This window comes from Vibrio sp. CyArs1 (assembly GCF_022432925.1).
Taxonomy (GTDB): Bacteria; Pseudomonadota; Gammaproteobacteria; order Enterobacterales; family Vibrionaceae; genus Vibrio; species Vibrio mediterranei.
This window is the reverse complement of record NZ_JAKRBO010000002.1, coordinates 20,843-45,665: the sequence shown is the minus strand read 5'-3', so window position 1 is coordinate 45,665 and position 24,823 is coordinate 20,843. Positions and strand designations below refer to the sequence as shown.

The window sequence follows — 24,823 nt, the reverse complement described above, 5'->3', positions numbered from 1 at the left end:
AGTAAATGGTTTTCTTGAGCTTCCGTTGTATTCCTAGGATTTGCTTTCGGTAAATAGTTGATCCAGTTTATCTTCGTAGCTGTGATAATTGAGATGTGCATAGAGCTCTGCACGAGTTTGCATTTGCTCGGTAAGCGCTTCTTGATTGCCAACACTTAGCAAATGCTGGTAGACATTCTCTGCTGCCTTGTTCATCGCTCTAAATGCAGATAGCGGGTAAAGGACCATATCGACGCCGACTTTTGCCAACTCGTCACAACCAAATAACGGGGTTTGCCCAAACTCGGTAATATTGGCAAGAATCGGAACATCTTTACCTGTAGCCTGATTCAAAGCCGTTTTGAATTGCTGATAGTGTTCAAGCGAGGTCATCGCCTCGGGGAATATCATGTCAGCACCCGCGTGAACACACGCAATCGCGCGTTCAATAGCCTTATCCATCCCTTCAACCGCCAGTGCATCGGTACGGGCCATAATGACAAAGCTAGCGTCAGTTTTGGCGTCTACCGCAGCTTTGACTCTATCTACCATTTCTTGCTGACTAACAATGGCTTTATTAGGGCGATGGCCACAACGCTTTTGAGCCACCTGATCTTCAATATGCACCGCTGCAGCCCCTGCTTTTTCCATCGCCTTAATCGTACGAGCAATGTTAAAAGCGCCGCCGAAGCCAGTATCAATGTCCACCAGCAAAGGCAAGTCACACGCATTTGTAATGCGCTCTACATCAACCAAGACGTCATTTAAGGTAGTAATACCTAGGTCAGGAAGTCCATACGATGCGTTAGCAATGCCACCACCCGACAAGTAAATAGCTTGATGACCAACGTTTTTTGCCATCATGGCGCAGTAAGGATTTACCGTACCAACGACTTGAAGTGGGTTACCGTTAGTGACGGCGTCACGGAATAGTTGTCCCGGGGATACTGACATGATTGTCTCCTTGTTACTTTCCCTTATGTAACGCAGTGCCGGACATCTTTACTGCGTCATCTATAAATTGAATTAGCTGTCTAGGTTCTTTTCGATTAACGCCTTGCTTCGTGAAATGTGTCTTCTCATCAGCAGTTCTGCCAATTCAGGATCACGATTTTTAATCGCGTCTAAAATAAAAAGATGTTCCTTTAACGCTGCCTCAGGACGAGATTGTGTCCGAGGTGATTGATATCGATACATCCTCAACAAGTGGTAAAGCTCATTGCATAGCAAGTTTACTAATTGACTGTTTTGACTGGCTTTGATGATGCGGTAATGGAAGTCAAAATCACCATGCTGGTGGAAATAGGAAGCACCATCCACTTCGTCTATATGCTCTGAGTGTCGGTTTAACAGCGTTTCCAACTCACCAACTTCTTTATCACTGATGTTTTGTGCAGCCAGTCTCGCCGCCATTCCTTCTAGAGCTTCACGAACGGAGTACAACTCCACCAACTTATCTTGAGATAAGGTAATCACGCGCGCCCCTACATGAGGAATTCGTTCAATCAGTCCTAACCCTTCTAGGCGCATAATAGCCTCACGAAGAGGTCCACGGCTCACTTCAAAGCGTTTTGCTAGCTCTGGTTCAGAGATCTTGCTACCTGATTCAATTCTCCCTTCAACAATCTCTTCGATGAGCTGTTCTGTTAAATTTTCAGACTTGGTCGCTTCTTTTAACGGCGCGTCGTCATTCATTACTGGTTCTGCACTCATATCAACGCTCACCTTAGAATTTACTACATTGTTGACAGTTCTCATTACATGAACATTATTTAAGCAGCTTAATGCCATCAGATCAACAGGATTGTCGACAATGTAGACTAACGTCTAACTTAAAAACCAACGTGTGAACTTTATGAACAAAATTCACCCTATGTTCTTTATCCTCAATATCTGCACTTTATTGATGCATTTGTAACAAGTACGTAACCTTTAGCTAACCCATAGAGGTCAAGTCAGCATCCCTCTGCTGGCAGACAATAAAGTCAACATAAGGAACGTGAACATGTTTAAGGCACTAAAACCGACCCTAGCGGCATCGATTGTGGCAACTACTCTTTCTTTTGGTAGTTATGCTGCAGATCTAGAGAAGATTCATTTCTTAATTCCTGGAGGTGCTGGCGGCGGTTGGGATATGACAGCACGCGGAACAGGTGATGTCTTGGTAAAAGCAGATATTGTCGACAATGTTTCTTTTCAAAACCTGTCAGGTGGTGGCGGTGGTAAAGCAATTGCACACCTAATCGAAACCGCGCAGCGCCAAGAAGACACCTTAATGGTTAACTCTACTCCTATCGTTGTGCGTTCATTGACTGGTGTTTTCCCACAATCATTTAGAGACCTTACACCTGTTGCAGCAACGATTGCTGACTATGGCGCTATTGTTGCTCCAGCAGATTCTCCATACAACACATGGGAAGACGTAGTTGGTGACTTCAAAGAGAACCCTCGTAAAGTCAAAATTGCAGGAGGCTCAGCTCGAGGAAGCATGGACCACCTAGTCGTTGCGGCAGCATTTAAAGGCGAAGGCTTTGATGCGAAAAAGGTACGCTACATTGCCTACGATGCAGGTGGTAAAGCGATGGCCGCTCTTCTATCGGGCGAAACCCAGCTTCTGTCAACAGGTCTTGGTGAAGTGCTAGAAATGTCGAAGTCAGGTCAAGTCAAAGTACTTGCTGTTACAGCACCGAAGCGTCTCGAAGCAGCGCCGAATATTCCAACACTAACCGAGTATGGAAACGAAACTGTCTTTGCTAACTGGCGTGGTTTCTTCGCAGCTCCAGGGGCGAGTGAAGAGAAAGTCAAAGAGTGGACAGAGGCGCTGTCGAAAATGTACTCCACTGATGAATGGGCAGTAGTTCGTGACCGCAATGGTTGGATTGACAACTACAAACCTGATCAAGAGTTTTACCAATTCCTTGAAGACCAAGAAAAGCAGATGGGCGCGCTCATGACTGAACTTGGTTTCTTGAAACAGTAAGCAACACTAAGGAGGGATTTGCTGTTCCCTCCTCTTGCCAATATTTTGCCGTATATGAGACGCAGCTACGAATCCTTCAGTTTGTAATTGCTCTAGCAGTACTCCTTTGTTTATTGGGTAAAAAGACTGTGTCCTGAGTTCTCTTACCCACTTGGTCGACGCTCATCGATCCCTTGTATACGGCCTTTTCTCTTTTCTTTACCTGGAGTGAGTTATGTCAGATTTCACCTCTAAGCTGTTCACGAAAGAAAATCTACTTTCTCGTGATCGTGTAGGTGCGATGATATTTATGATCCTTTGCTTATGCTATGGATACCAGACATCGCTAATCCCAATGTTTCCTGGGGATGAGTACGAACCGTTCACCGCGAGAACGTTACCAAGCATATTAACCGTTGTTGGTATTGTGCTGTCGGTAATTCTTCTTGTCACCGGACAACCTAATGAAAAAAGCGGCGCCGTCACTGATTTCAATTGGAAACTACTGATTGGATTTTTGGTGTTAATGGCCGCATATGGGTTGGGACTAACCTATCTAGGATTTGTCCTCGCTACTGGTTTCTTCTTAATGATTGGGTTCTATTTACTTGGTGAACGTCGTAAGAGCATTTTACTTGGTGCTTCTTTTCCTTTTGTCATCGCTTTTTATCTCATGCTTACGCAAGGACTAGATATTTATCTAGAGCCTGGACTCATCTTCACTCTTTGGTAGGACACCATTATGTTAGACGGAATTTTACAAGGATTATCAACGGCAGTTATGCCGATGAACATCATGATGGTGATTGTCGGTTGTTTTGTCGGTACTTTTATCGGGATGCTTCCGGGTCTGGGTCCTATTTCAGCAATCGCCTTGATGATCCCTATTACTTACGGACTGGATCCCTCTTCTGGCCTAATCCTGATGGCCGGTGTTTACTACGGCGCGGTATTCGGAGGTTCAACCTCATCCATTCTTATTAATGCTCCGGGCTGTTCATCAACTGTTGTTACCGCATTTGATGGTTACCCAATGGCACAGAAAGGCCAAGCAGGTAAAGCGTTAGCTCTCGCAGCCTACTCTTCTTTTACCGGCGGTACACTTTCTGCCATCATGTTGCTGTTCGCAGCCCCCGCCCTTGCCAAAGTTTCATTGAGTTTCCAGTCTTCGGACTACTTTGCGCTGATGCTACTTGGTTTATCTGCGGTTGCGGCATTCGCTGGCAAAGGTCAGGTTATTAAAGCGTGGATGATGGTTGTGCTGGGACTCATGCTATCAACAGTCGGTATCGATAAAGGTGTGGGTGTCGAGCGTTTTACCTTTGGCTTAACTGACTTAATGGACGGATTTAGTTTCCTATTACTTGCGATGGCAACCTTTGCTTTAGGTGAAACCTTGATGGGTATACTTAAGCCAGAAAAAGATACACGCCAAGACGAACAGCGCAAGATGAGCGATATAGGAAGCATGAAGATCACTAAAGAAGAAGTAAAAGAAGTGGCACCTGTCTCTATTCGTTCTTCTATCTTGGGCTTCTTTACCGGTGTCCTTCCAGGCGCAGGCGCAACCATTGCCGCTTTCCTTTCTTATGGTATGGAACGTAACCTTGCGCCTAAAGACAAAAAAGAAGAATTTGGCAAAGGAAGCATTCGTGGCTTGGTTGCACCAGAGTCAGCTAACAATGCAGCATCAAGTGGTTCGTTTGTTCCGCTATTGACGCTCGGTATCCCTGGCTCCGGTACAACTGCAATTATGTTAGGTGCACTGATCGCCTATGGTATTCAACCGGGTCCTCGACTATTCGTTGAACACCCAGACGTGTTTTGGTCAGTCATCATCTCTATGTACTTCGGTAACATCGTTCTAGTTATCTTAAACCTACCGTTGATTCCTTATATTTCTAAGCTACTAGCGGTACCAAGGACGGTATTGTTGCCGATGATCCTATTCTTCTCTATTACTGGGGTGTATTTGGTCTCGTTCAATACCATGGACGTGTTTATCATGCTGCTCGTAGCAATGGCAGCAATTGCACTAAGGCTAGCCAATTTCCCATTAGCTCCGTTACTGCTTGGTTTTATTCTTGGCGGATTAATGGAGGAGAACTTAAGACGAGCACTGATGATCAGTGATGGTGAGCTAAGCTTCTTGTGGGAGCGCCCTATCACATTGACGTTTACTGTATTGGCTGTACTAGTACTTGTCGGACCCGCATTGCTTTCGTTGGTTAAAAAATGGTTTTATCAACCCAAGAAAGTTGAATCTTAAGTTCAATATGAATTGATACTTACAGAGCCACTCTATTGAGTGGCTCTTATTTAATTAACAATTCTGGTCGATAATCGTGTAACGGTACTCGCCTTTTTCAGAGTCTGGTTGAGTAACAAGAAGAAAGCAGCCGCCCTCTTTCACAGCTTCAACATTGCGTATTTCTTTACCACCATAGATGACCAACTCACCACCGTCACTAGCACCATTCTGTTTGACATGAAAATTCATGTCTGTATCAAGAAATTGAGCGACGTTGTTTTTAGTATCCAGTTTCAAATGGCCATTGATTAAGTTTACTCTTTTACCATCAATTTTGACGGCTTTATCTCCATTGCGTTCAACGCCATTGATTACGGCCTTGCTATAAACCAATGAGTCCATACCTTTAACCGCAGCTTGAGCGCCTTTCAACACGCTTACTCGGGCATCACTGGTAAGATTTAAGAACCTTGGTGCGGCACTGACCGCTAAAATGCCAAGAATAACGATAACTACAACAAGTTCGATAAGCGTAAAGCCGTTACGTTTCATGAGGATTTTTCCTTTCTATTGGGCTGAGTTTATTGAATCAAGATCACGATTCGGCCGAATAGTACGAAAAAAGCCATTTTGTAAAACAACAAAAGGGCTTTAGAAATCCTTTGAAAATCAGATTAAGAGATGATTAACGTATAACTTTACGATAACAGCGCTCTGGGCGTCCGACGGTGCCGTAATTCACGTCAGCTTCCAGCTCGCCATAACTAATAAGAAACTCCAAGTATCGCCTTGCTGTTGTTCTGCTCGCGCCAATCATTTCCCCCGCTTCATCGGCGGTAAATGGCTTATCTTCTTTAAACAATGCACGAATTTTCTCAAGAGTCACGCCATCAATCCCCTTGGGTAGTCGAAGCTCAACATTTTTCTCTGCGCTACTAGTTTGCATCATTTCGTCTACTAACGATTGATCCAAACCTTCCACATGATGCAGTTGCTCAGTACGTTTCTGGTACTTTTTCAATGCCGCCTCCAGCCGAGGAAACATAACAGGCTTTAATAAATAATCAATCACACCGCCACGCATCGCCTGTTGCAGAGTTTCAACATCACGTGCAGCAGTAATCAAAATAACATCACACTCTTGATTCAAACTCCGTAGCCAAGCCAATATTTCTATGCCTGTACCATCAGGCAAATAAACATCGAGCATCACTAGTTCGGGTTCTAATATTTCAAGCTGTATTTCAGCTTCGGCTTTTGATGTCGCCATTCCAACTACTTCAAAACCACCAATTTGCTCTAGGTATCGACGATGCAGTTCTGCGATTTTTAAATCGTCTTCTATTATCATGACTCGTGTTAAGTCACTCATGCTAATCCATCCTTAGGAATATATACCGTCACACGTGCGCCGATATCCTTGTTTTCTACTATTTCCAACTGTCCTTGGTATCTTTCAGTAAATTGTTTGACTAAAAACAATCCCACACCACGATTCGTGACTGATTTACTCGACACTCCGCGTTGCGTTAGCGATTTCACATCGAGATGCTTGGGTAAGCCACACCCCTTATCAATGACTTCTAAAATGATTTCATTACCAAAGTCACTCACCGACACTTCAACGTCTGACCGTTCTAACCGCTCATGAGGAGAGTGCGCAATAGCCGATAATGTTGCTTCAAACGCGTTATCAATTAAATTACCCAAAATGGTCACTAAGTCATCAGCATTTATCTCTTTTGGCAATGGTTCAAGTCGCGACTCATCTTCTACTTTTAATCCTAATCCCAGCTCACGTGCGCGCTCTGTTTTTCCAAGAAGCATACCGGCGATCAACGGGTCTTTAACGGTTTCTCGAAGGAACTCAATTAAGCTCTGATAGTGCTCAGTTTCTTGCCCAATGAGATGCTGCACCGCATCCAATTCCCTCATTTGTACCAATCCACTTATAGTGTTCAACTTGTTTCGATGTTCATGAGTCTGCGAACGTAACAGCTCGGCATAAGCTTTGGTTTGCGATAGCTGTTCAGTCAATTCCGAGATTTCATCGCGCAAACGAAAACTCGACACCGCACCAACGACTTTGCCATCAACAACAATGGGACTGCGATTGGCAACGATACGTTGTTGATTGAGATACAGCTCAATATCATTATCTGACTCTTGGCTTTCGATCAAACTTTGCAGGTCGGAATTCGGTAATACCTGGTACAACGGTTTGTTCATAACACCCGATTTAGTTAACCCTAAGATCTCACACGCACTGGTATTAATCGAGCGTAATACCCCGTCGGAGTCAATACTGATAACACCTTCCTTAATGGTGCTCATAGTGACGTCCAACTCGCCATAAAGACGACCGATCTCTTCTGGTTCAAAACCCAATAGTGCTTTTTGAAAACGACGTGAGATAAAGTAAGAAACAATCGCGTTCACAATGAGCACCAGTATTGCCATTCCAAGGAGGAACGCTAAATAGGGCTCAATACGGTCTTGGAGTCTATCCAATAAGTAGCCGACGGAAACAACACCTATGATATTGCCATCTTTATCAAATACCGCCGCTTTGCCTCGAACTGACTTTCCAAGAGATCCTTCTGCAAACGATACGTAGGTTTGACCATGAATCAGAGCTTGATCATTATCACCCCCTTTCATTGGCAACCCAATTCGTTCATCAATAGGATGGACTAAACGAATGCCTTTCTCGTCACCAATAACAATGAAGGCTGCCCCAATCATCTCAGTAAGCCCACGAAATCGGTTTTGCATTCGGGCAGACGTGTTCTGTTCAATCATATTGATAACAGCACTAGACTGCGCCAAGAATGTTGCGACGCCTTTGGCTTTTAGCCCCATCTCCTTTTCTTGGGACTGCTTGATGTAGCTAAATCCAGCTAATGATAAGACAAGCAACTGCAACAACCCCGAAACCGTCATAATTATGAGCATTCGGTGTCGAAAACTTATCTGGTTCCATTTCATGATAACTCTCCCTAACACCCATACTGTAACAGCGTTGTAACATACGAGCACTCAATTGAGTATCGAACTGTGAAGCATATAATTAATTTACGTAGAATCAGTCAAATAGACGATAAAAACGCTCTTTGATTCCTACAGGTAGAATGTAAATATTCATGTCAGTTACATGCATATGCAACCGAATATCTGATTATGATCACATCACTTTTAGCTTATTTTTAGAACAATTCAGCCGTTATTCCGTATAGTAAAATTGTTATCTAAAAAGTATTTGAGTCTACTTGCTATTTGTCGACTCAAACGTAACTTTCAAGGTCACTTATAACTAGAAAATAATAAACGAAAACGCAGTAACCCTTGTGCAGAGCGCAAAATACAACGTAAGAAGGAACGTCGTTATGGAACGGGACTGTTTTGGAATTTGCCTTAATCGGGCGATGCTGTCGAAAAATCGACGCGCTACATTTACTCACGTCAGAGCATATCAAGCGACAAACTCACAAGTATCGGAACTAGAACACGAAGTTATGGTATCGTTCGCTTCACCACAAATGTCAGGCAGTGAAGTCTTAAAAGAACTGCTTCAAGCAAAAGACCTAATGTGGAGAGCAGGCTACGTTTGTCCATCAAATGATTAAGATCGTTTAAAAAAAAAGCAACGGCACGTAATGTGAAGTTGCTTTTTTAGTATCAGTGACCAAAATATATCGTTTAGCTTCTAAATAACAGACACTTAACCACATAGAGATCAAAAAAACATCTATAGTTAGGTTATTGCACACCATTTTATTAGAGCATATACTCTAATCAATTTATTAACATCATCTGTTTTGGAGCAAACATGAAGATAAGGTCCCTACCGCTGGTTGTGGGCGCATTGCTAGGAACGCTTTCTTTCGGTGGCTACTCTGCCGAAGTCTCCTTTGATGAAGCCTGGCAATTGCTTCAACAAAACAATAATTCTCTAGCCGCACAACGAGCCAACGTAGAACGATACGGGCACTTACAAGACGCAAGCGGCAGTTTAAACCTACCTAAGGTCACGGTTGGCGCTAACTACACTCGATTGGATCAAGATGTAACAATTAGTGGCTCGCAATTTGCGGATAGCCTTAGTGGAGTCCCTAACCTACCCGCCGGAGCATTAGGACCGGTCTTAGGACAAGTTGCAAGTGCTCTAGGGGGCATTACTTCCACCATTGAAAACCAAGACATTTTCACCTCTTCAATCCGAGCAGTTTGGCCGATTTTTACGGGTGGTAGAATCACCGCAGCGCAAACCGCCGCCGAGGGTAAAAAAGAAGAGGCTCAAAGCCAGCTTGCAATGGAAGTTCAAGCTCGATACGAAGATCTAAGTAAGTACTATTTTAGTGTGGTGCTCGCGCGCAATGTCGTCGAAACCAGAATGGCGGCAGAGAAAGGGCTAACCAAGCACCGAGACTTCGCAATTAAACTTGAAGAACAAGGACAAATTGCTCGAGTTGAGCGCCTTCAAGCTGAAGCTTCATTAGCCAAAGCGGTGGTGGAGCGCAAAAAAGCACAACACGGCCTAGATATCGCAGAAGCTGCGCTTACCCAAGTTTTGGGGCAATCTGAAACCGTTGAACCTCGTGACCAACTCTTTATCAACGAAAACCTGCCACCTCTGGATGCTTTCGTTGATCAAACCCTCAACACCTACCCTGGCCTTTCTATTCTTGATGCGAAAGAGAAACAAGCAAGTAGCTTGATGAAGGCTGAGAAAGGTAAATATTTCCCAGAAGTATACGCCTATGGTGACTATAGTCTGTATCACGGCGATTCATTGGCCGGACAGATGAAGCCAGATTGGCTAGTTGGTATTGGCGTAAGTGTCCCACTTCTTGAGAACACAGGTCGCAGTGAGCAAATGAAAGCGGCTAACAGTGCGGTATCTCAAGTACAATTTTTAAAGAAACAAGCGAAACAAGACTTAAGTGTCTTAGTTGAAAAAACTTACTTAGAAGCGCAGCAAGCACTCGATGAAGTGCAAGGGTTGAATACCAGTATTCAACTTGCAGAAGAGAACCTCAAGCTACGCCAAAAAGCCTTTTCTCAAGGATTAGGCCGCTCTCTAGACGTGGTCGATGCTGAGCTCTATCTTGCCAGCGTCAAGACCCAGCAAGACGCCGCAAGCTTCCAGTACTTACTGTCATTAAATAAATTACTCGCGCTTTCTAGCGAGATGAACAACTTTTCTACGTATAAATATAACGCTATTACCCCAGCTCAACTAAGAACGAAGGATGCATCATGAACAAGGTAAAACCTACTTTACTGACATTAGGTACGATTGCGATTATTGGTTGGGTTGGATACAAATTTTATGATGCCTATCAAACACCTCCATTTCGACTACAAGGGCAAATCGAGTCTCAGCAATATAGCATTTCATCAAAAGTACCAGGTCGGATTGATGAAGTATTAGTGCGAAAAGGTGACGAAGTAGCTGAAGGCCAACTCATTTTCACCATCCATAGCCCAGAAATCGAAGCCAAACTTGAGCAAGCCGTAGCCGGACAGAAAGCTGCGGGAGCGCTTGCCAAAGAAGCGGAGACAGGCGCACGTAAGCAACAGATTCAAGCAGCAGAAGACCAATGGCGCAAAGCAAAAGCCGCTGCAGCATTACTTGAGAAAACGTATCTACGAGTTAACAACCTATATAAAGATGGTGTGGTAGCTGAGCAGAAACGTGATGAAGCCATGACTCAATGGCAAGCGGCCAAATACACTGAAAGCGCAGCATTTCAGATGTACCAGATGACCAAAGAAGGGGCGCGTTCTGAAACAAAATTAGCGGCGGCAGAAAAAGCTCGAATGGCGGAAGGCGCGGTAGCCGAAGTGGAAGCTTATGCAGCTGACACTAAAATCCATTCTTGGTTTGATGGTGAAGTTTCGCAAGTATTGCTGCACAGTGGCGAACTTGCGCCTCAAGGCTTCCCTGTAGTTACGGTTATTGATACCAAAGACACTTGGGCCGTACTGAATGTACGTGAAGATCTTTTAAGCCAGTTCGAGAAAGATAAAGAATTTGATGCTTATTTACCTGCACTTGATGAAACTGTCACCTTTAAAGTGTTCCACGTTGCTGTAATGGGTGACTTTGCTACATGGCGTTCAACTGACGCGACTCAAGGTTTCGATCTTCGCACTTTTGAAGTTGAAGCTCGTCCAGTAGATAAGGATGTACCGCTTCGTATGGGTATGAGTTTAGTGGTAGAAATGTAGGAAGCCATTATGCCTCACTCTTTTCCAACATTAGCTACACGAAGACTCGCGAAAAGTCAGTTTCATAGCCAATGGCAGATACTACGCCATGACAAATGGCTATTATCCTGCCTCACTTGGGTGCCAATATTATTGTGCCTTTCTATCTATTGGATCTTTTCCCAAGGAATCGCCAGCAACTTACCCATCGGCGTGGTTGATCTGAGTAAGAGCCAATTATCACAAAAGCTAATTCGAAACTACGATGCCACATCGATGTTGAGTGTCAATCATCAGTACGATGACATTGGTCAAGCTCGTGACGCCCTCATAGAGGGCGATATTTACGCAATTCTAACCATACCGTATGGTTTTGATAAAGCGGTAGTGAAATCATTACGTCCAGAAGTGACCTTATTCTATAACAGTCAGTATATACTCGTTGGACGCTTGATTAATTCTGCGGCTCTACAAGCACAAGGCACTTTTAATGCTCAAGTTGAAGTTGTCAAAGCTCTAGCAAAAGGCGACACAACAGGCGCTGCAGCCATGGGTAAAGCAGTCAACGTGAGAACTCAGATAACACCGTTGTTCAACAAAGGCACTAACTATGCTCAGTTCCTAGTGAGTGCTATCGTTCCAGCAATTTGGCAAATCGCTGTTGTGTCGTTCACTGTACTAGTGTTGAGTGCAAACTATCGAATCTCCGGACTCGCTCCTTGGTTAGGGCAAGAAAAACCCATATCAAGATTGGCACAGACCTTGTTCCCTTATTTCCTCTGGTTCTTGTTGCAAGGCACTTTCTTTTTAGTGTGGTTTTACGACTTAATTGGATGGCCAATGGAAGGGAGTTGGCTGGTGCTCTTCTTTGCACAGATCGTTACTACGGTCACCTGTATGATAATGGCAGCACTGTTTTTCTTCTTAACTTGCGATGCTGCACGTGCGATGAGTTTTGCTGGAGCATTTACCGCACCTAGTTTTGCATTTATGGGAATTACTTTTCCAGCGACTGACATGAATCCCCTCGCATTATTTTGGCGCGAGCTATTACCAATCAGTCATTATATTGAAGTTCAGGTAAGCCAAGCAAGTTACGGCGTCACTCCACTTCAGTCACTTTCGCACTTAACACCCATGTTAGGTTACGTCATCCCATTGGTAGTAACGTCTGTATTAATTAAAAAACATATGAGTAAGGAGTTAGTAGCATGACGCTGTTAGAACATGTAAAACTCGAACTCAAAGCCATTCTCACCAATCCCGTAGTAGTACTAACGGTATTTGGTGGCGTGATTTTCTATTCGTTTTTATACCCACTTCCCTACACTCAGCAAACACCAAGAGAACAACCAATCTCTGTAGTCAACTTAGATCTCAGTCAAACCAGCTTTCAATTGGAACGGATGGTCGACGCAACACCAAATGTGAAAGTGGTACAGCGAGACCATACTATTGCAGCAGCGAAAGAGGCTTTTTTAAATGGGGAAGTGTCCGGTATTTTGGTGATTCCTGAGCATTTCTACAAAGACCTTATGTTAGGGAAAAGTCCAGTACTTGCCTACGCCGGCGATGCCGCTTTGTTTTTGGTTTATGGAACCGTGGTTGAGGGTCTAGCGCAAGCTGGCGGGACTTTAGCAGCAAAAGCCAAAGTAACCAAATTGCTCATCGATGGCGTACCTCTGGAACTGGCGAGCAAACAGTATGCTGCGACTCAGCTTAACACCAAGCCTACCTTTAACCCTCGAATGGGATATGTAGACTATGTTGTGCCGGCCGTCTTTGTATTAATCCTTCAGCAAACTCTCGCAATGGCGTCCGGTTTGGTTGGTGGCACGCAACGTCAAGGTAAAGGTTATTGGCGCTCTCAATCAGTATTATCTGTTGTGGCTGTTCGCAGTATTGTGCTTACGCTTATTTACTACCTACTTGGTATGTATTACTTCGGTGCTAGCTTCGAGATGTATGGTATCAGTAAGCTAGCTCACCCCATCGAATTGCTGACTCTAATGTTGCCGTTTTTGCTTACTTCTTGTTTTATTGGCATATTTTTGGGCGCCATTACACCACGAAGAGAACTGGTGACTGTTGTTGTTCTGCTAAGCTCAATGCCTCTGATCTTTTCCGCAGGCTTTATATGGCCAACAGAAATGCTACCAGAGCCCATCAAGTGGTTTGCTGCAATCTTCCCAACGCAAGCAGCAATTAATGGCTTTTTGAAGCTAAATCAAATGGGTGCCGAGTGGTCTCAAATACGTGGGGCATGGACGCAACTTTGGATTCAAGCTTTCGCTTGGGGAAGTCTTGCTGTATACAGCTTCAAGAAATATAGAATCAGCAATGCTGAATAACTGAAAGACAAAACAAAAGGGGCTAATGACATATCATTAGCCCCTTTTATTTTCTTTCGTTGAATTAGCTTCGAACTAGTTCAACCTTTTCTTCGCTTTCACCAGCAGCAGGATCGTTGAACTTATCAATGTTCAATGCGCCTTCCGATTTGGCAACAATACAAGTAACTGCGCTATCACCTGTGATGTTAACTGCGGTACGAATCATATCTAATAGGCGGTCAACACCCATGATTAATGCAATACCTTCTAAAGGTAGACCCACTTGGTTTAGTACCATGGCTAACATGATAAGGCCAACACCAGGAACGCCCGCAGTACCAATTGACGCAAGGGTCGCTGTCAGAATTACCGTCAGGTAATCACCCATGGTTAAATCAATATTAAACGCCTGAGCAATAAACGCAGTTGCCACGCCCTGCATGATCGCAGTGCCATCCATGTTGATAGTAGCACCGAGTGGAATTGTGAAAGACGATACCTTGTTATCTACGCCAAGACGATTTTGAGCCGTTTCCATGGTAACAGGAATAGTTGCGTTAGATGATGCGGTAGAAAATGCAAACATGACAGCATCTTCCATCTTCTTCAAGAAGGTAACAGGACTTAAACCTGTAAATGACTTAAGCATGACACTGTACGTCACCAAGCCATGCAATAGTAATGTGGCCGTTAGAACGAAGAAGTACTCTGCAAGATTAAAGATGGCGCTTAAACCTAAACCAGTAAACAGCTTAGCCATTAAGAAGAATACACCATAAGGGGCGATGTTCATTAACAAGGCTACCAACTTCATGATCACTTCGTTAAGGTCACGGAACACAGCCGCGATTCGCTCTCCAGGTTCGCCCGCAGCACTAATCGCAATACCGAACAATACAGCAAACACGATAACCTGTAGTGTTTTACCTTCTGCCATTGCGCTAATAGGGTTAGTTGGGAACATGTCAATGATGACCTGCCCTAAAGATGGGGCTTCAGCAGCGGCAAATGAACTAGCGGCAGTAAGGTCTGCACCTGCCCCCGGTTGGAACACAGTGCCCATGGTAAGAGCTAAGGTGATCGCAACTGCTGTCGTCGCTACATAAAAAAGAACAGTCTTACCACCTAAACGGCCTAGAGTGGTTACGTCCTTCAAAGAACTCGTACCACAAACTAGCGATACAAAAACCAAAGGTACAACAAGCATCTTCAAGCTGGCGATGAAAATTTGGCCACCAACTTCGAACAAACCATTAACGATATATGCGTCTACAAATCCGTTCTCAGCAAACAAGCTTCGAATCGCGAAGCCCGTCAAAATACCTGCAACCATACCGATAATCACTCGTGTAGTCAGTGACATTGGTTTTTTGGTATTAGTCATAATTACTCCTTATTTTTATATTGCTTAGAGATGGGGACATCTAAAAGCCGGAGCAGATTAGCAGCTAGACGCTGACGATTAGAATTACAAATTTGTTTTCTGATTCTGCACTGTGACTGGGATCACTCATGTTGTTACACACAGCACGCCAACAAAAACCTTAATGCTACATTTTACCAACAAAACAGCATGCAATATAACACCAATAGCCACAACTAATATTATGTTCTTTTAAAGTTCACATAAGAAATATTAATACCTGACTAACATCTCAATATACCATCTTAATGAAATAAAAATACCCAGCACATAATTCTGGGTATTTTGAAATGAAAGGTAAATAATCTAAGCCATCAAATAGACACAAGACTCAGTTCGAAAACAACAGCAGTTTCTTCTGGAATCCTAGGGTGTTCATCTTCTTTATAAGCTAAGTGAGCTGGGACATATAAACGCCACGTAGAGCCTAGCTTCATCTGTTTTAGCACGACTAACCAAGAGACAGGAGCCTGATTTAAAGAAATCGTTAGCGGCTCAGGCAGATGTACAGAGCTATCAACTTGACGTCCGTTTAGAAGCCAAGTCTTATGTCTGACCTTACACTGCGTTCCTGACGAGACACTAGCGAGCTCATTCCCCTCTTTTAGTATTTCATACTGAATACCAGAGCTATGGGTTGTTACTTCGCGGCGCTGACCATTCTTTTTGAAAAAAGCTTGTTCAAATTCTGTTTGTTGCTGCTTTAGCTGTTTCTCTGTTTCTTTGCGCTGGTCTTCCATCTGTTGCTTCAATTGCTCATTTTCAGACGGGTCAAATGGCCATTCTTTTTGCATGAATGTGTCCATGATGGCTTCTTGGACAATTTTGATATTCATTTTTGGAAATGATTTTTTGGCAAGCTCCAACGCGATCTCTCGACCGTAGATATAGCTTACTTTTTGTTCTAACGTCTCTATTTCCATCCCAACCTCTCAACAACTAACTCTTGGTCTAATGTTAAGACTTCTTATACAGAAAAAAAGTATGTTACGGATAAAAAGGCTTGATACTGGAAAAAGAAAAGGACCAAGAGGTCCTTTTGCATTGATGATTATGTGAACTTTAGGTCAGTTCATTATCTGGCAGGGAATCGACCACTGGCAAAGTTTGCAACACGTATTGACCAGGCGCACTACCTACTACAGGATATTCTTCATTTCCTGTTGAAAACGGTTCAACTTGCTCTTCCGCGCTAAACTGTTTGAGCCACTCGTTCCAGTGCAGCCACCACGACCCCTTATGGTGTTCTGCATTCCCTATCCACTCTTCTGCGGATTCTTCTAGAGTAGAATTAGTCCAGAAACCATATTTCTCTTTTGCGGGATGATTAACGATACCTGCAATATGCCCTGATTCGCCCAATACGAAAGTTTTGTTCCCACCCATTTTCAACGCACCGCGATAAGTTCCTTGCCAAAGTGCAATATGATCCTCTTTGGTGGAAATAAAGTAACTTGGGATTCGTATCTTATCTAAGTCTATCCACACGCCGCCGATTTTCACACCTTTATCCTGAATCAGCTTGTTTTCCAGGTATAGCTGTCTTAATAGAAAATTATGTGTAGCTGCAGTTACATTAGTGCTATCACTATTCCAGTACAACAAGTCGAAATCTACGGGACTGTTACCCTTAAGGTAATTATCGACATAGTAGTTCCAGTAAAGACTATTTTCTCGAAGCAAGCTAAATGTCACACTGAGTGAGCGACCATCCATATAACCTATGGCGTTATTTTGTAGTTCAATAGCTCTGATGATGGTGTCGTTTATATAAGCTCCTACTTCGCCTGGCTGGCTATAATCAAGCAACGTGGTGAAAAACGACGCTGAGACAATCCGTTTCTTCATACGTTTGGCGGCATAGTACGCCACAGTGGAAGCGAGGACAGTGCCACCAATACAATATCCGGCAGCATTGATCTGATCTTTACCGGTGATCGACTCAATGGCAGAAACTGCTTTGACAACACCGTTAGTCACGTAGTCGCCAAATTCCACCTTAGCTTGAGAAGCGCCAGGATTTCGCCACGACATCATAAATACACTGTGGCCCTGCTCCAGCAACCATTTAACCATCGAGTTTTTCTCACGAAGATCAAGAATGTAGTATTTGTTGATGAAAGGCGGAACGATAAGCAATGGTGTAGAGTTCACCACTTCTGTTACTGGACGATATTGAATCAGCTCAAATAGCTCATTCTGATAGACAACATCTCCAGCCGTATTAGCGACATGTTCACCTATTTGGAATGCTTCAGTATTCGTCATGCGAATTTTCAGCACATCAGCACTTGCTTCGATGTCCTCTTGGAACTGCTGAAGTCCAGCAAGCAAGTTTTCTCCATTTTGCTCAACAGTTAGTTTAAGTAGCTCAGGATTGGTGGCGATGAAATTCGTTGGTGAGAGTGCATTCAACGTTTGTCGGGAGAAAAACGTCAATCGCTCTTTGATTTTCTCATCGACACCTTCCACCGAGTTGATGGTCTCTAAATAAGTCTTACTGAAAAGAACATAGGACTGCTTGATGAAGTTATAAAACGCTTCTTCTTTCCATGCATCATCTTCAAATCGACGGTCGCCTTTTTCTACAGAAACGACGTCTTCTTTACTTGATTGCAGTGCTACTCGCTGCCAAATCTCTAGTTGTTGAGTCCACCATTTAGTTTGCATGTCCAACATAGCAGCGGGTTGCTGTGAGGCCTTATCCATAAAAGCTGCAGTATCTTCTGCGTTGAGTTCCTGCATTGCTTTAGTTAGAGGGCTATTAACGGCTGCCTTGCCTTGCTCGAAGTCTTTCCACCATTGCTGGTTGCTCTCCTGCAGTTTCACAAGGTAGTCCGAAAAGAAGTTTTGAAACATAGTTAAAACCCTTTTCTTGGAAAACAAAAAAGGCTGCGGGAACGAGTGCCCCCGCAACCCTAATAAAAAAACTGAATCATTAAGCTGGTGTGTTAGCTTTTACTGTTTCAGTTGTTAGAGCTTCAATATCTTCTTTGAATTCTTTCGCAACTTGTTGGAGCTTATTACTGTCATCCATCATTTGTTGAGATAGGCGAGACAGTGTATTAAGTTGTTGGCTATTAAAAACAGCAAATGATGACACGTCTTTAATTTCGGAGGCCGCTTTCATTTGGCTTAAACCAAGCTCACTGTACGAACGCATGGCATTAAGTTGCAGTTCAGTTAGAGTCTCTACATTTTTCGTCATCAATTTGTTGAATTTTGCATATGGTTCAAACGTTTTTTCTGACTGTTCATTGAAAACTTTAAAGATATCCGTGTACATGATTATTTCTCCTAGGAAATATATTCCAATTTTATATAACTATCCCATTAATATTTGGGAATCCGACAACACTGTAATGAGCTATTAACAATTACGTTTTTTAAGACTTGCAGTTTTTCAAAAGTACTGCTGTTCCCATACCACCACCCACACATAAAGATGCAACGCCGATATTCTTTTGTTCGCGTAACATTTCATGAATAAGAGTGACAATAATTCTATTACCAGACGCTCCTAATGGATGTCCTAGGGCAATAGCACCACCATTTGGATTAGCTTTTTGTAAAATAGACTCCGCAGGCACACCATGCTGCGATGCTAAGTTGCGTATAACCCCTAACGCTTGGGCCGCAAACGCTTCGTTAAGCTCAAACACATCCACGTTTTCTATAGTCAACTCAGCTTTGCTAAGCACTTGAGTCACCGCTTGAACCGGGCCAAGACCCATAACTTTGGGATCAATGCCAGTTTGAGCGCAGTTAACGACTTCGCATAGTGGCGTCAACGCCAGGCGTTCAACCGCAGACTCGGAAGCAACAACCAAAGCGCTAGCACCATCATTAATGCCCGACGCATTACCCGCCGTCACCGTACCTTCTCTATCAAACGCAGGCCTTAACTTAGATAAGCCTTGCATGGTCGCGTCTAGTTTGGGGTATTCATCGGTCGAAAATTCGACGCTTTGACGTCTAGTTTTCACCTCAATGGGTTGAATTTCGTCTACAAACTTCCCTGCTTCAATCGCTGCCGCCGCTTTTTGCTGGCTTTGGAGGGCATACGCATCTTGGTCGTCACGAGAAATATCGAGTTCCTTAGCAATGTTCTCAGCTGTCACACCCATATGGTAAGCGTTAAAGACATCTGTGAGTCCATCAGAAACGAGCAGATCCTTTGCGGTGATATCCCCCATTTTGTGACCTGAACGTGCCGACGCTGGCATAGCAAACGGGATTTGCGACATAACCTCAACACCTGCAGCGACAACAACTTCTGCCTCGCCTGATTTGATATGTGATGCGGCATCCATGAGCGTTTTCATTCCACTGCCACATACCATGTTTAGCGTATAAGCTGGAACCTCCGCTGGAATACCCGCATAGATAGAAGCTTGTCGTCCTACTCCCATGCCTTGATTTGCACTCACAACATTACCGACAATCACTTCATCTATGTCGTTAACGGTTATACCGCAGGCATCGACCGCTCCAGCAATCACTTCCGATGCAAGTTTTCCAGCAGTCACGCTCTGTAAGGTGCCACCAAAACTACCGATTGCTGAACGCTTTGCTGCAACAATAAAAACTCTTTCCATTATCTGTTCCCTTAATTACGCCATGTATAGGCCGCCATTGATGGCAACCGTTTCACCTGTGATGTAAGCCGCTTCTTCGCTTGCTAAAAATGCTACCGTGGCGGCAACTTCTTCTGGTTTTGCTAGGCGTTTCAGTGGAATGGTGCTTTTAATGGAATCGAGAACGTCTTCACGCATCGCCTCAACCATAGGCGTGCCTGTATAACCAGGTGCAACAACATTTGCTGTAACTCCAGATCTAGCACCTTCTGAAGCAAGCGCTTTGGTAAAGCCAATCATTCCAGCTTTTGCTGCAGCGTAATTCGCTTGGCCAAACTGCCCTTTTTGACCATTTACCGATGAGATATTGATGACACGGCCATTACCTTTTTCACACATAGCCGCGAAAAGAGGTTGCGTCACGTTATAAACACTATTCAGATTAGTGTTGATGACATCAAACCACGCTTCAGCCTTCATTTTCTTAAACTGGCCATCCCTCGTAATACCGGCATTGTTTACGACCAGATCAAATGTCCCTTCTTCTTGCTGAAGTTGATTTAGCTTTTCGTTACACTCCTCAGTATTTGTAACATCAAGTTCAAACAGCCTTACTTGGTCTTCAGTGAAACCCTTGCTGTCGAACCATTCCTTAGCGCATGAATAGTTACCTGTGTTATAGGTAGCAATCAGACGATATCCTTTATCGACAATTGCAGATGATATTGCGGAACCAATTCCGCCTTTTGAACCGGTGATTATTGCGAGCTTCTTCATTAATGACTCCATTCCTAGCAACTAGCATTTAGCTATTGATGTAAACAAACTAAATTCTGACGTCCCAACTTGCGCATTTATTATGATGACTGACTTTATTATTGATATTACTGAGCTTTTGTTACGCTTTGACTTATGGATATTAAATTAATGAAATCTTAATATTTAACCACCCTTTAATCGTTGCACGGAGTAGTACTTAGATACTGATCACAATCATGAAATCACTAAATTACATTTTATTCCCCTTTTTTCCTGAAGCAAAATCCAGAACCAAATCCTCACCAAGCCCTTAAATAACAACAACTTTAATTTTATAGCAGTATTAATAAAGACTAGCCATGCACCAAAATAATGATTAGTATCTATCAATAACATTTAATTACAATTGATAATTTCCATCACATTATTCTTAGATTGAATAATATAGATCACTGAAAGATATGAGATATTTATTTAGAGCTAAAGCTTAAATATCATCAAATGTAAATGGTCTGATGTAGATATATATAGTCAAAGCACCATACTGATGCAATACACATTATTTTTGTGCTTTTCATTAAGACGTGATCTTTTTCACAAACTCTCACAGCGCTTTAACATTAATACCTTGCACAATAACATGTTTACCTACTTCCATAGAAAAGGCCCCTGAACTTAAAGTCCAAGGGCCTTCAAAGCTAAACAGTTATATGTAGCTGCCTATCTTAGTTCAGCTTTGCCAGTAACTCCTTAATAGCAACGCTTAGTTGGCGGTCTCTGTCAGAAGCGACGTCGTCAGGTGAGTTATAAACCAAGATATTAGGCTTCACCTCATTGTTCTCGAACCACTTACCCTGATCATTTTTGAAACCAAGTTGCGGTACACCATATTCCAATAATGGTTCTTGCTGGTTTTCCCAAAGCACGTAGGTTCCCGTTCCTGGTACGCGTTCACCCACTAGTTTTCCAATTCCCTCTTTCTGATAAAAGTAAGGTACAACTGAACCATCTGAGTAACTCGATGCATTCGCCAACATAATGCTAGGTTTTGCCCAACGGCGAAGTGGAAATGAGCCTGCTGAATAGCCATCTCTCGATACCGCGGAACTGTGTCTCACACCAGATAATAGATTCATTATTTGATCATGTAAGTTCCCTCCGACATTGTATCGGACATCAATAACAACCGCTTCTTTATCTCGATATCGTCCAAACAATTTGTTGACCAACTGACGATATGAATCGTTACCCATTTCAGGAATATGAATATAACCCAGACGTCCATTTGATAGCTTATTGGTCAGCACTTCACGCTCCGTTACCCAACGTTTATACGAGAGTTTCGCTTCGTCAAACAACGAAACTGGCTTAACGGTTACGGATATCGTCTTCTTATTCCCAGGAGTAAGAACAGACAGTCGAGTTACTTTACCTTCTAGGTTATTGAGTAATGGATAAATATCCTGACCAGGTTGAACATCTACACCATTGACCGAGTAAATAATGCTACCTGATTTAATCGGGTTATTCGGCAGATCCGCTGGACCTCCTAGTAGAACGCTACGAACTCTTGCACCTTTCCCTTGATATTTGTCATCGTAAATTATGCCGAGTGATGCTGGCGACTCCCAGTTACCTGGGTGCATCCTATACGCAGAACCAGTGTGCGAGGCATTCAACTCACCAGCCAACTCGCTTAATAGCTGAGCAAAGTCGGTATAATTATGTATGCTTGGTAAATGTTTTGCATACGCCTCTCTATACCAATCCCAGTCTACTCCATGTAGATTTTTGTCGTAGAATTTGGTCTTGGTTAAGCGCCATACATGGTCAAAGATATATTGTGTTTCTTTCGCAAAGTCATATTCGGCATCCAAGCTAAAATGAACGTCATCACTATCGCCATTAGCCAAATCGATTTTCTCTAGTTGTCCATGACCGATGAGCATCAACATCGTTCTGTCAGGCGTTACCGTAATGGCTTGGATGTCGTCCGCGGAGCGCGTGAACATCACTTCATGCTCCCCTGTTAAAAGGTTCAGGTGCACAAATTCGATATCATCGCCTCGTTGATTGGCAACAACCATTTCAGTGTTGTCGGGAGAAAGGTAACTCGCCAAAACTGACATAGAATAGGGCGTTAAGCGTTGGATTCTATCTTGAAGGTCGTTGACATCAATCAGAGTTTTATGGTTTGGAACAGCAGCGTGTTCTTCTTGCTCAGCTAACCACGCTTGGTCTTGAGATAGGCTCAAGTTCGCTTCTGTCTTTTTATTTAGAGTGACCGCATATACGTCACCATTTACGGTACTGCCATCCAGTTCTGTCAGCCCGTCTTTGTCTGATGTCCAGTAAACAACCTGACCATCATCAGAGAACTTTGGCGCAGATTGAACAAATCCGCTGTAGCTCAATGTGATGGGTTTGTTCTCGCCTTTGCTATCAAGTAGAACAATATTATTAGCACTTAACGTACTACCATCACGAGATACAATATACTGATCATCTGGCGACCACTGATAACGCCAATCTGAATCCTCGTAGGAATACATAGATTGGCTGTTAAGAAGTGTCGTTTTGGCGCCATCTTCAATAGTCATTACTTTTAACGTATTTCTTGATTCTCTGTATGCAATGCGTGTGTCATCATGAGACAACACAGGTTGGGTCTCATCTACCGGCGTATCCGTGAGTTGCTGTTCTGTTATCTGACTTGCCGTAAGAAAGCTCTTATCGTGATCGCCTATATGACTCGCAAATAAATCCCAATTCCCTGCTCGCTCAGAGCCATAAAGTAATGTCATTCCATCACTCGAGAACGAAATGTCTCTTTCTGCTTGTGGGGTATTCGTCAACCGACGTGCCTCTCCGGTCAACGTAGAGATGACAAATACCTCCCCTCGAGCTACGACGGCGACTTCCGGAGCTGTTGGTGATACCGCTAGTTCAGTAATCTCATAGGCCAAATTCACGTTTCTAGTACTGCTATCACTGCGCGCTTTACGTATTTTGATGTCAACTTCATGCGCTGCCTTATCGCCTTTCCTCTTAAGCCAAATACCACCGTCAAACCCGTAAGCTAAATCACCTTGGGTGCTAATCGATAAAAACCTAACGGGTAACTTTTGATGATGAGTTACGGCAACAGCATCACCTTCAGGCTCAGTCAAAGACTGCTTCCAGATGTTAAAACTGCCTGAACGTTCAGATAAGAAATACATGGACTGGTCATCCTCAGACCAAACTGCGTTGCGATCTTCACCTCTAAAAGTTGTTAGTTGTGTGTGTTTGTGAGTTTTAGCGTCATATTTCCAGATATCTCTTGCAGCATCTGATTGAGCACCTTTGCGCCACTGTTGTTCGGTATACGAAGGCAAATCAGTATACAAAGCCTGACTACCATCATGAGAGACCGAATAACTACTCACTGAATTTTCTAACAAGACCTGCTCTCGACCACCCTTTGCAGGAACTGTATACAGTCTGTAGGAGCGGCCAAAAAATCCGTTATTTAATTCGCTATCACCATTACCGATCCTAAAAGATTGAAATAAGACTTGGCTACCATCGGCACTAAAGGAATAAGGGATATCCTTGCTACCGTGGAAAGTTAATCGTTGAGATTTATGAGTGTTCATGTTCAAAACAAACACATCTCCCCGACCATACTGGTTAGATTGGTATGCTAACGACTGTCCATCAGAAGACCATACAGGATTCGAGCTATAAACCGTCTCACTTGTAAGCGGAACTGCATCGCCACCCTTTGCGTTTGCTACCCAGACTTGGCCACTGTAAGTAAATGCAATCTGATCACCGGCCGGAGAAATAGCAATGTCTCGATACCATGATGAGCCATCTGATGTTTGTGCAATAAGCAAAGAGGCGTGACTAGCCGAGAAAAGGACAAAGCCCACTCGGGCTAAATGTGAAAATTTCATGGATTCCCTTAAGTGTTGCGTTTTTACCCATCATGCCACAGATTTGGGCGGGAAATTTTCATCACGAAATCATTGTAAATACAGACAAGTATTCGTCACTTTATCAAGCAATCACTCACCAAGAAAATATGCGAGATAATCTCCTACCCAGCCTATATCACACAGCATTTAAATACTGCAAAATGACATATCCAATCATCTTTGCACTAATGAATTCTTATTACTCAACCTTGCGTCATGGCCTCAGGCATACACAAAAATACAAGTTGCTACAAAGCATTGACTCTGCTCTACCAAAATTAAGGGAATAAAAACTAACGCCATCTAGTTTTGTTTCATTTTTGTTACTACTTGTTTTGCGTTACACTACGGAGTGCAAAAAACGTTG

20 protein-coding genes are annotated in these 24,823 nt (G+C 43.3%); 8 read left to right on the top strand and 12 right to left on the bottom strand.

What is annotated here, in order from left to right:
- Window positions 1-33: 33 nt before the first annotated feature.
- Both prpB and MMA19_RS06880 read right to left on the bottom strand, forming a co-directional pair.
- Window positions 34-933 (bottom strand): methylisocitrate lyase, encoded by a 900-nt coding sequence (gene prpB / locus MMA19_RS06885; protein WP_062460608.1) that lies wholly within the window; start codon window positions 931-933, stop codon window positions 34-36.
- Between the two features lie 72 nt (window positions 934-1,005).
- Window positions 1,006-1,692, bottom strand: coding sequence for a GntR family transcriptional regulator (locus MMA19_RS06880; protein ID WP_006072419.1), 687 nt, complete (start codon window positions 1,690-1,692; stop codon window positions 1,006-1,008).
- A 292-nt stretch (window positions 1,693-1,984) separates the two neighbouring features.
- On the opposite strand from MMA19_RS06880, the gene MMA19_RS06875 reads away from it, so the two are divergent.
- The 3 genes from MMA19_RS06875 to MMA19_RS06865 all read left to right on the top strand — a co-directional run bounded on the left by MMA19_RS06875 (window position 1,985) and on the right by MMA19_RS06865 (window position 5,207).
- Entirely contained in the window at window positions 1,985-2,959 is a 975-nt protein-coding gene (locus MMA19_RS06875) for a tripartite tricarboxylate transporter substrate binding protein (protein ID WP_240205863.1), read from the top strand.
- A gap of 214 nt (window positions 2,960-3,173) precedes the next feature.
- A complete protein-coding gene (locus MMA19_RS06870; RefSeq protein WP_006072416.1) occupies window positions 3,174-3,671 on the top strand; it encodes a tripartite tricarboxylate transporter TctB family protein in 498 nt (165 codons plus the stop codon).
- A gap of 9 nt (window positions 3,672-3,680) precedes the next feature.
- The gene (locus MMA19_RS06865; protein ID WP_006072415.1) at window positions 3,681-5,207 is read left to right on the top strand and encodes a tripartite tricarboxylate transporter permease; all 1,527 of its coding nucleotides are present in this window, start codon (window positions 3,681-3,683) and stop codon (window positions 5,205-5,207) included.
- Between the two features lie 54 nt (window positions 5,208-5,261).
- On the opposite strand, the gene MMA19_RS26590 is transcribed toward MMA19_RS06865, so the two are convergent.
- From MMA19_RS26590 to MMA19_RS06850, 3 genes are all read right to left on the bottom strand, one after another.
- A complete protein-coding gene (locus MMA19_RS26590; RefSeq protein ID WP_270034426.1) occupies window positions 5,262-5,741 on the bottom strand; it encodes a type II secretion system protein in 480 nt (159 codons plus the stop codon).
- Between the two features lie 133 nt (window positions 5,742-5,874).
- Entirely contained in the window at window positions 5,875-6,561 is a 687-nt protein-coding gene (locus MMA19_RS06855; RefSeq protein ID WP_240205862.1) for a response regulator, read from the bottom strand.
- Window positions 6,558-8,177, bottom strand: a complete 1,620-nt coding sequence (locus MMA19_RS06850; RefSeq protein WP_240205861.1) for a sensor histidine kinase — start codon at window positions 8,175-8,177, stop codon at window positions 6,558-6,560. The genes MMA19_RS06855 and MMA19_RS06850 overlap by 4 nt, the downstream gene beginning before the upstream one ends.
- A 398-nt stretch (window positions 8,178-8,575) precedes the next feature.
- Between MMA19_RS06850 and MMA19_RS06845 the strand changes: the two genes are divergently transcribed.
- The 5 genes from MMA19_RS06845 (at window position 8,576) to MMA19_RS06825 (ending at window position 13,753) form a co-directional block, all read left to right on the top strand.
- Entirely contained in the window at window positions 8,576-8,815 is a 240-nt protein-coding gene (locus tag MMA19_RS06845; protein ID WP_006072408.1) for a hypothetical protein, read from the top strand.
- Window positions 8,816-9,018: 203 nt separating this feature from the next.
- Window positions 9,019-10,452: a TolC family protein gene (locus MMA19_RS06840; protein ID WP_198557785.1), complete on the top strand. Its 1,434-nt coding sequence runs from the start codon at window positions 9,019-9,021 to the stop codon at window positions 10,450-10,452.
- Window positions 10,449-11,423 carry an efflux RND transporter periplasmic adaptor subunit gene (locus MMA19_RS06835; RefSeq protein WP_006072406.1) on the top strand — a complete coding sequence of 325 codons (975 nt, stop codon included), beginning with the start codon at window positions 10,449-10,451 and terminating at the stop codon, window positions 11,421-11,423. The genes MMA19_RS06840 and MMA19_RS06835 overlap by 4 nt, the downstream gene beginning before the upstream one ends.
- Before the next feature lie 9 nt (window positions 11,424-11,432).
- The gene (locus MMA19_RS06830) at window positions 11,433-12,617 is read left to right on the top strand and encodes an ABC transporter permease (RefSeq protein ID WP_050798625.1); all 1,185 of its coding nucleotides are present in this window, start codon (window positions 11,433-11,435) and stop codon (window positions 12,615-12,617) included.
- Complete coding sequence (locus MMA19_RS06825; RefSeq protein WP_031493596.1) at window positions 12,614-13,753, top strand: ABC transporter permease; 1,140 nt, start codon at window positions 12,614-12,616, stop codon at window positions 13,751-13,753. Before MMA19_RS06830 ends, MMA19_RS06825 begins: the two co-directional genes overlap by 4 nt.
- A 64-nt stretch (window positions 13,754-13,817) precedes the next feature.
- Here MMA19_RS06825 and MMA19_RS06820 read toward each other — a convergent pair whose 3' ends face one another.
- The 7 genes from MMA19_RS06820 to MMA19_RS06790 all read right to left on the bottom strand — a co-directional run bounded on the left by MMA19_RS06820 (window position 13,818) and on the right by MMA19_RS06790 (window position 24,435).
- Window positions 13,818-15,119 carry a dicarboxylate/amino acid:cation symporter gene (locus MMA19_RS06820; protein ID WP_063606768.1) on the bottom strand — a complete coding sequence of 434 codons (1,302 nt, stop codon included), beginning with the start codon at window positions 15,117-15,119 and terminating at the stop codon, window positions 13,818-13,820.
- Window positions 15,120-15,472: 353 nt separating this feature from the next.
- Window positions 15,473-16,081: an FKBP-type peptidyl-prolyl cis-trans isomerase N-terminal domain-containing protein gene (locus MMA19_RS06815; protein ID WP_006072399.1), complete on the bottom strand. Its 609-nt coding sequence runs from the start codon at window positions 16,079-16,081 to the stop codon at window positions 15,473-15,475.
- A gap of 139 nt (window positions 16,082-16,220) precedes the next feature.
- Complete coding sequence (gene phaC, locus MMA19_RS06810; RefSeq protein WP_240205860.1) at window positions 16,221-18,017, bottom strand: class I poly(R)-hydroxyalkanoic acid synthase; 1,797 nt, start codon at window positions 18,015-18,017, stop codon at window positions 16,221-16,223.
- A gap of 79 nt (window positions 18,018-18,096) precedes the next feature.
- A complete protein-coding gene (locus MMA19_RS06805) occupies window positions 18,097-18,444 on the bottom strand; it encodes a phasin family protein (protein WP_006072396.1) in 348 nt (115 codons plus the stop codon).
- A 100-nt stretch (window positions 18,445-18,544) separates the two neighbouring features.
- Window positions 18,545-19,756: an acetyl-CoA C-acetyltransferase gene (locus MMA19_RS06800; RefSeq protein ID WP_240205859.1), complete on the bottom strand. Its 1,212-nt coding sequence runs from the start codon at window positions 19,754-19,756 to the stop codon at window positions 18,545-18,547.
- 15 nt (window positions 19,757-19,771) lie between these two features.
- Window positions 19,772-20,512 (bottom strand): SDR family oxidoreductase, encoded by a 741-nt coding sequence (locus MMA19_RS06795; protein WP_006072390.1) that lies wholly within the window; start codon window positions 20,510-20,512, stop codon window positions 19,772-19,774.
- A 707-nt stretch (window positions 20,513-21,219) separates the two neighbouring features.
- Complete coding sequence (locus MMA19_RS06790) at window positions 21,220-24,435, bottom strand: S41 family peptidase (RefSeq protein ID WP_240205858.1); 3,216 nt, start codon at window positions 24,433-24,435, stop codon at window positions 21,220-21,222.
- Between the last annotated feature and the right edge of the window lie 388 nt (window positions 24,436-24,823).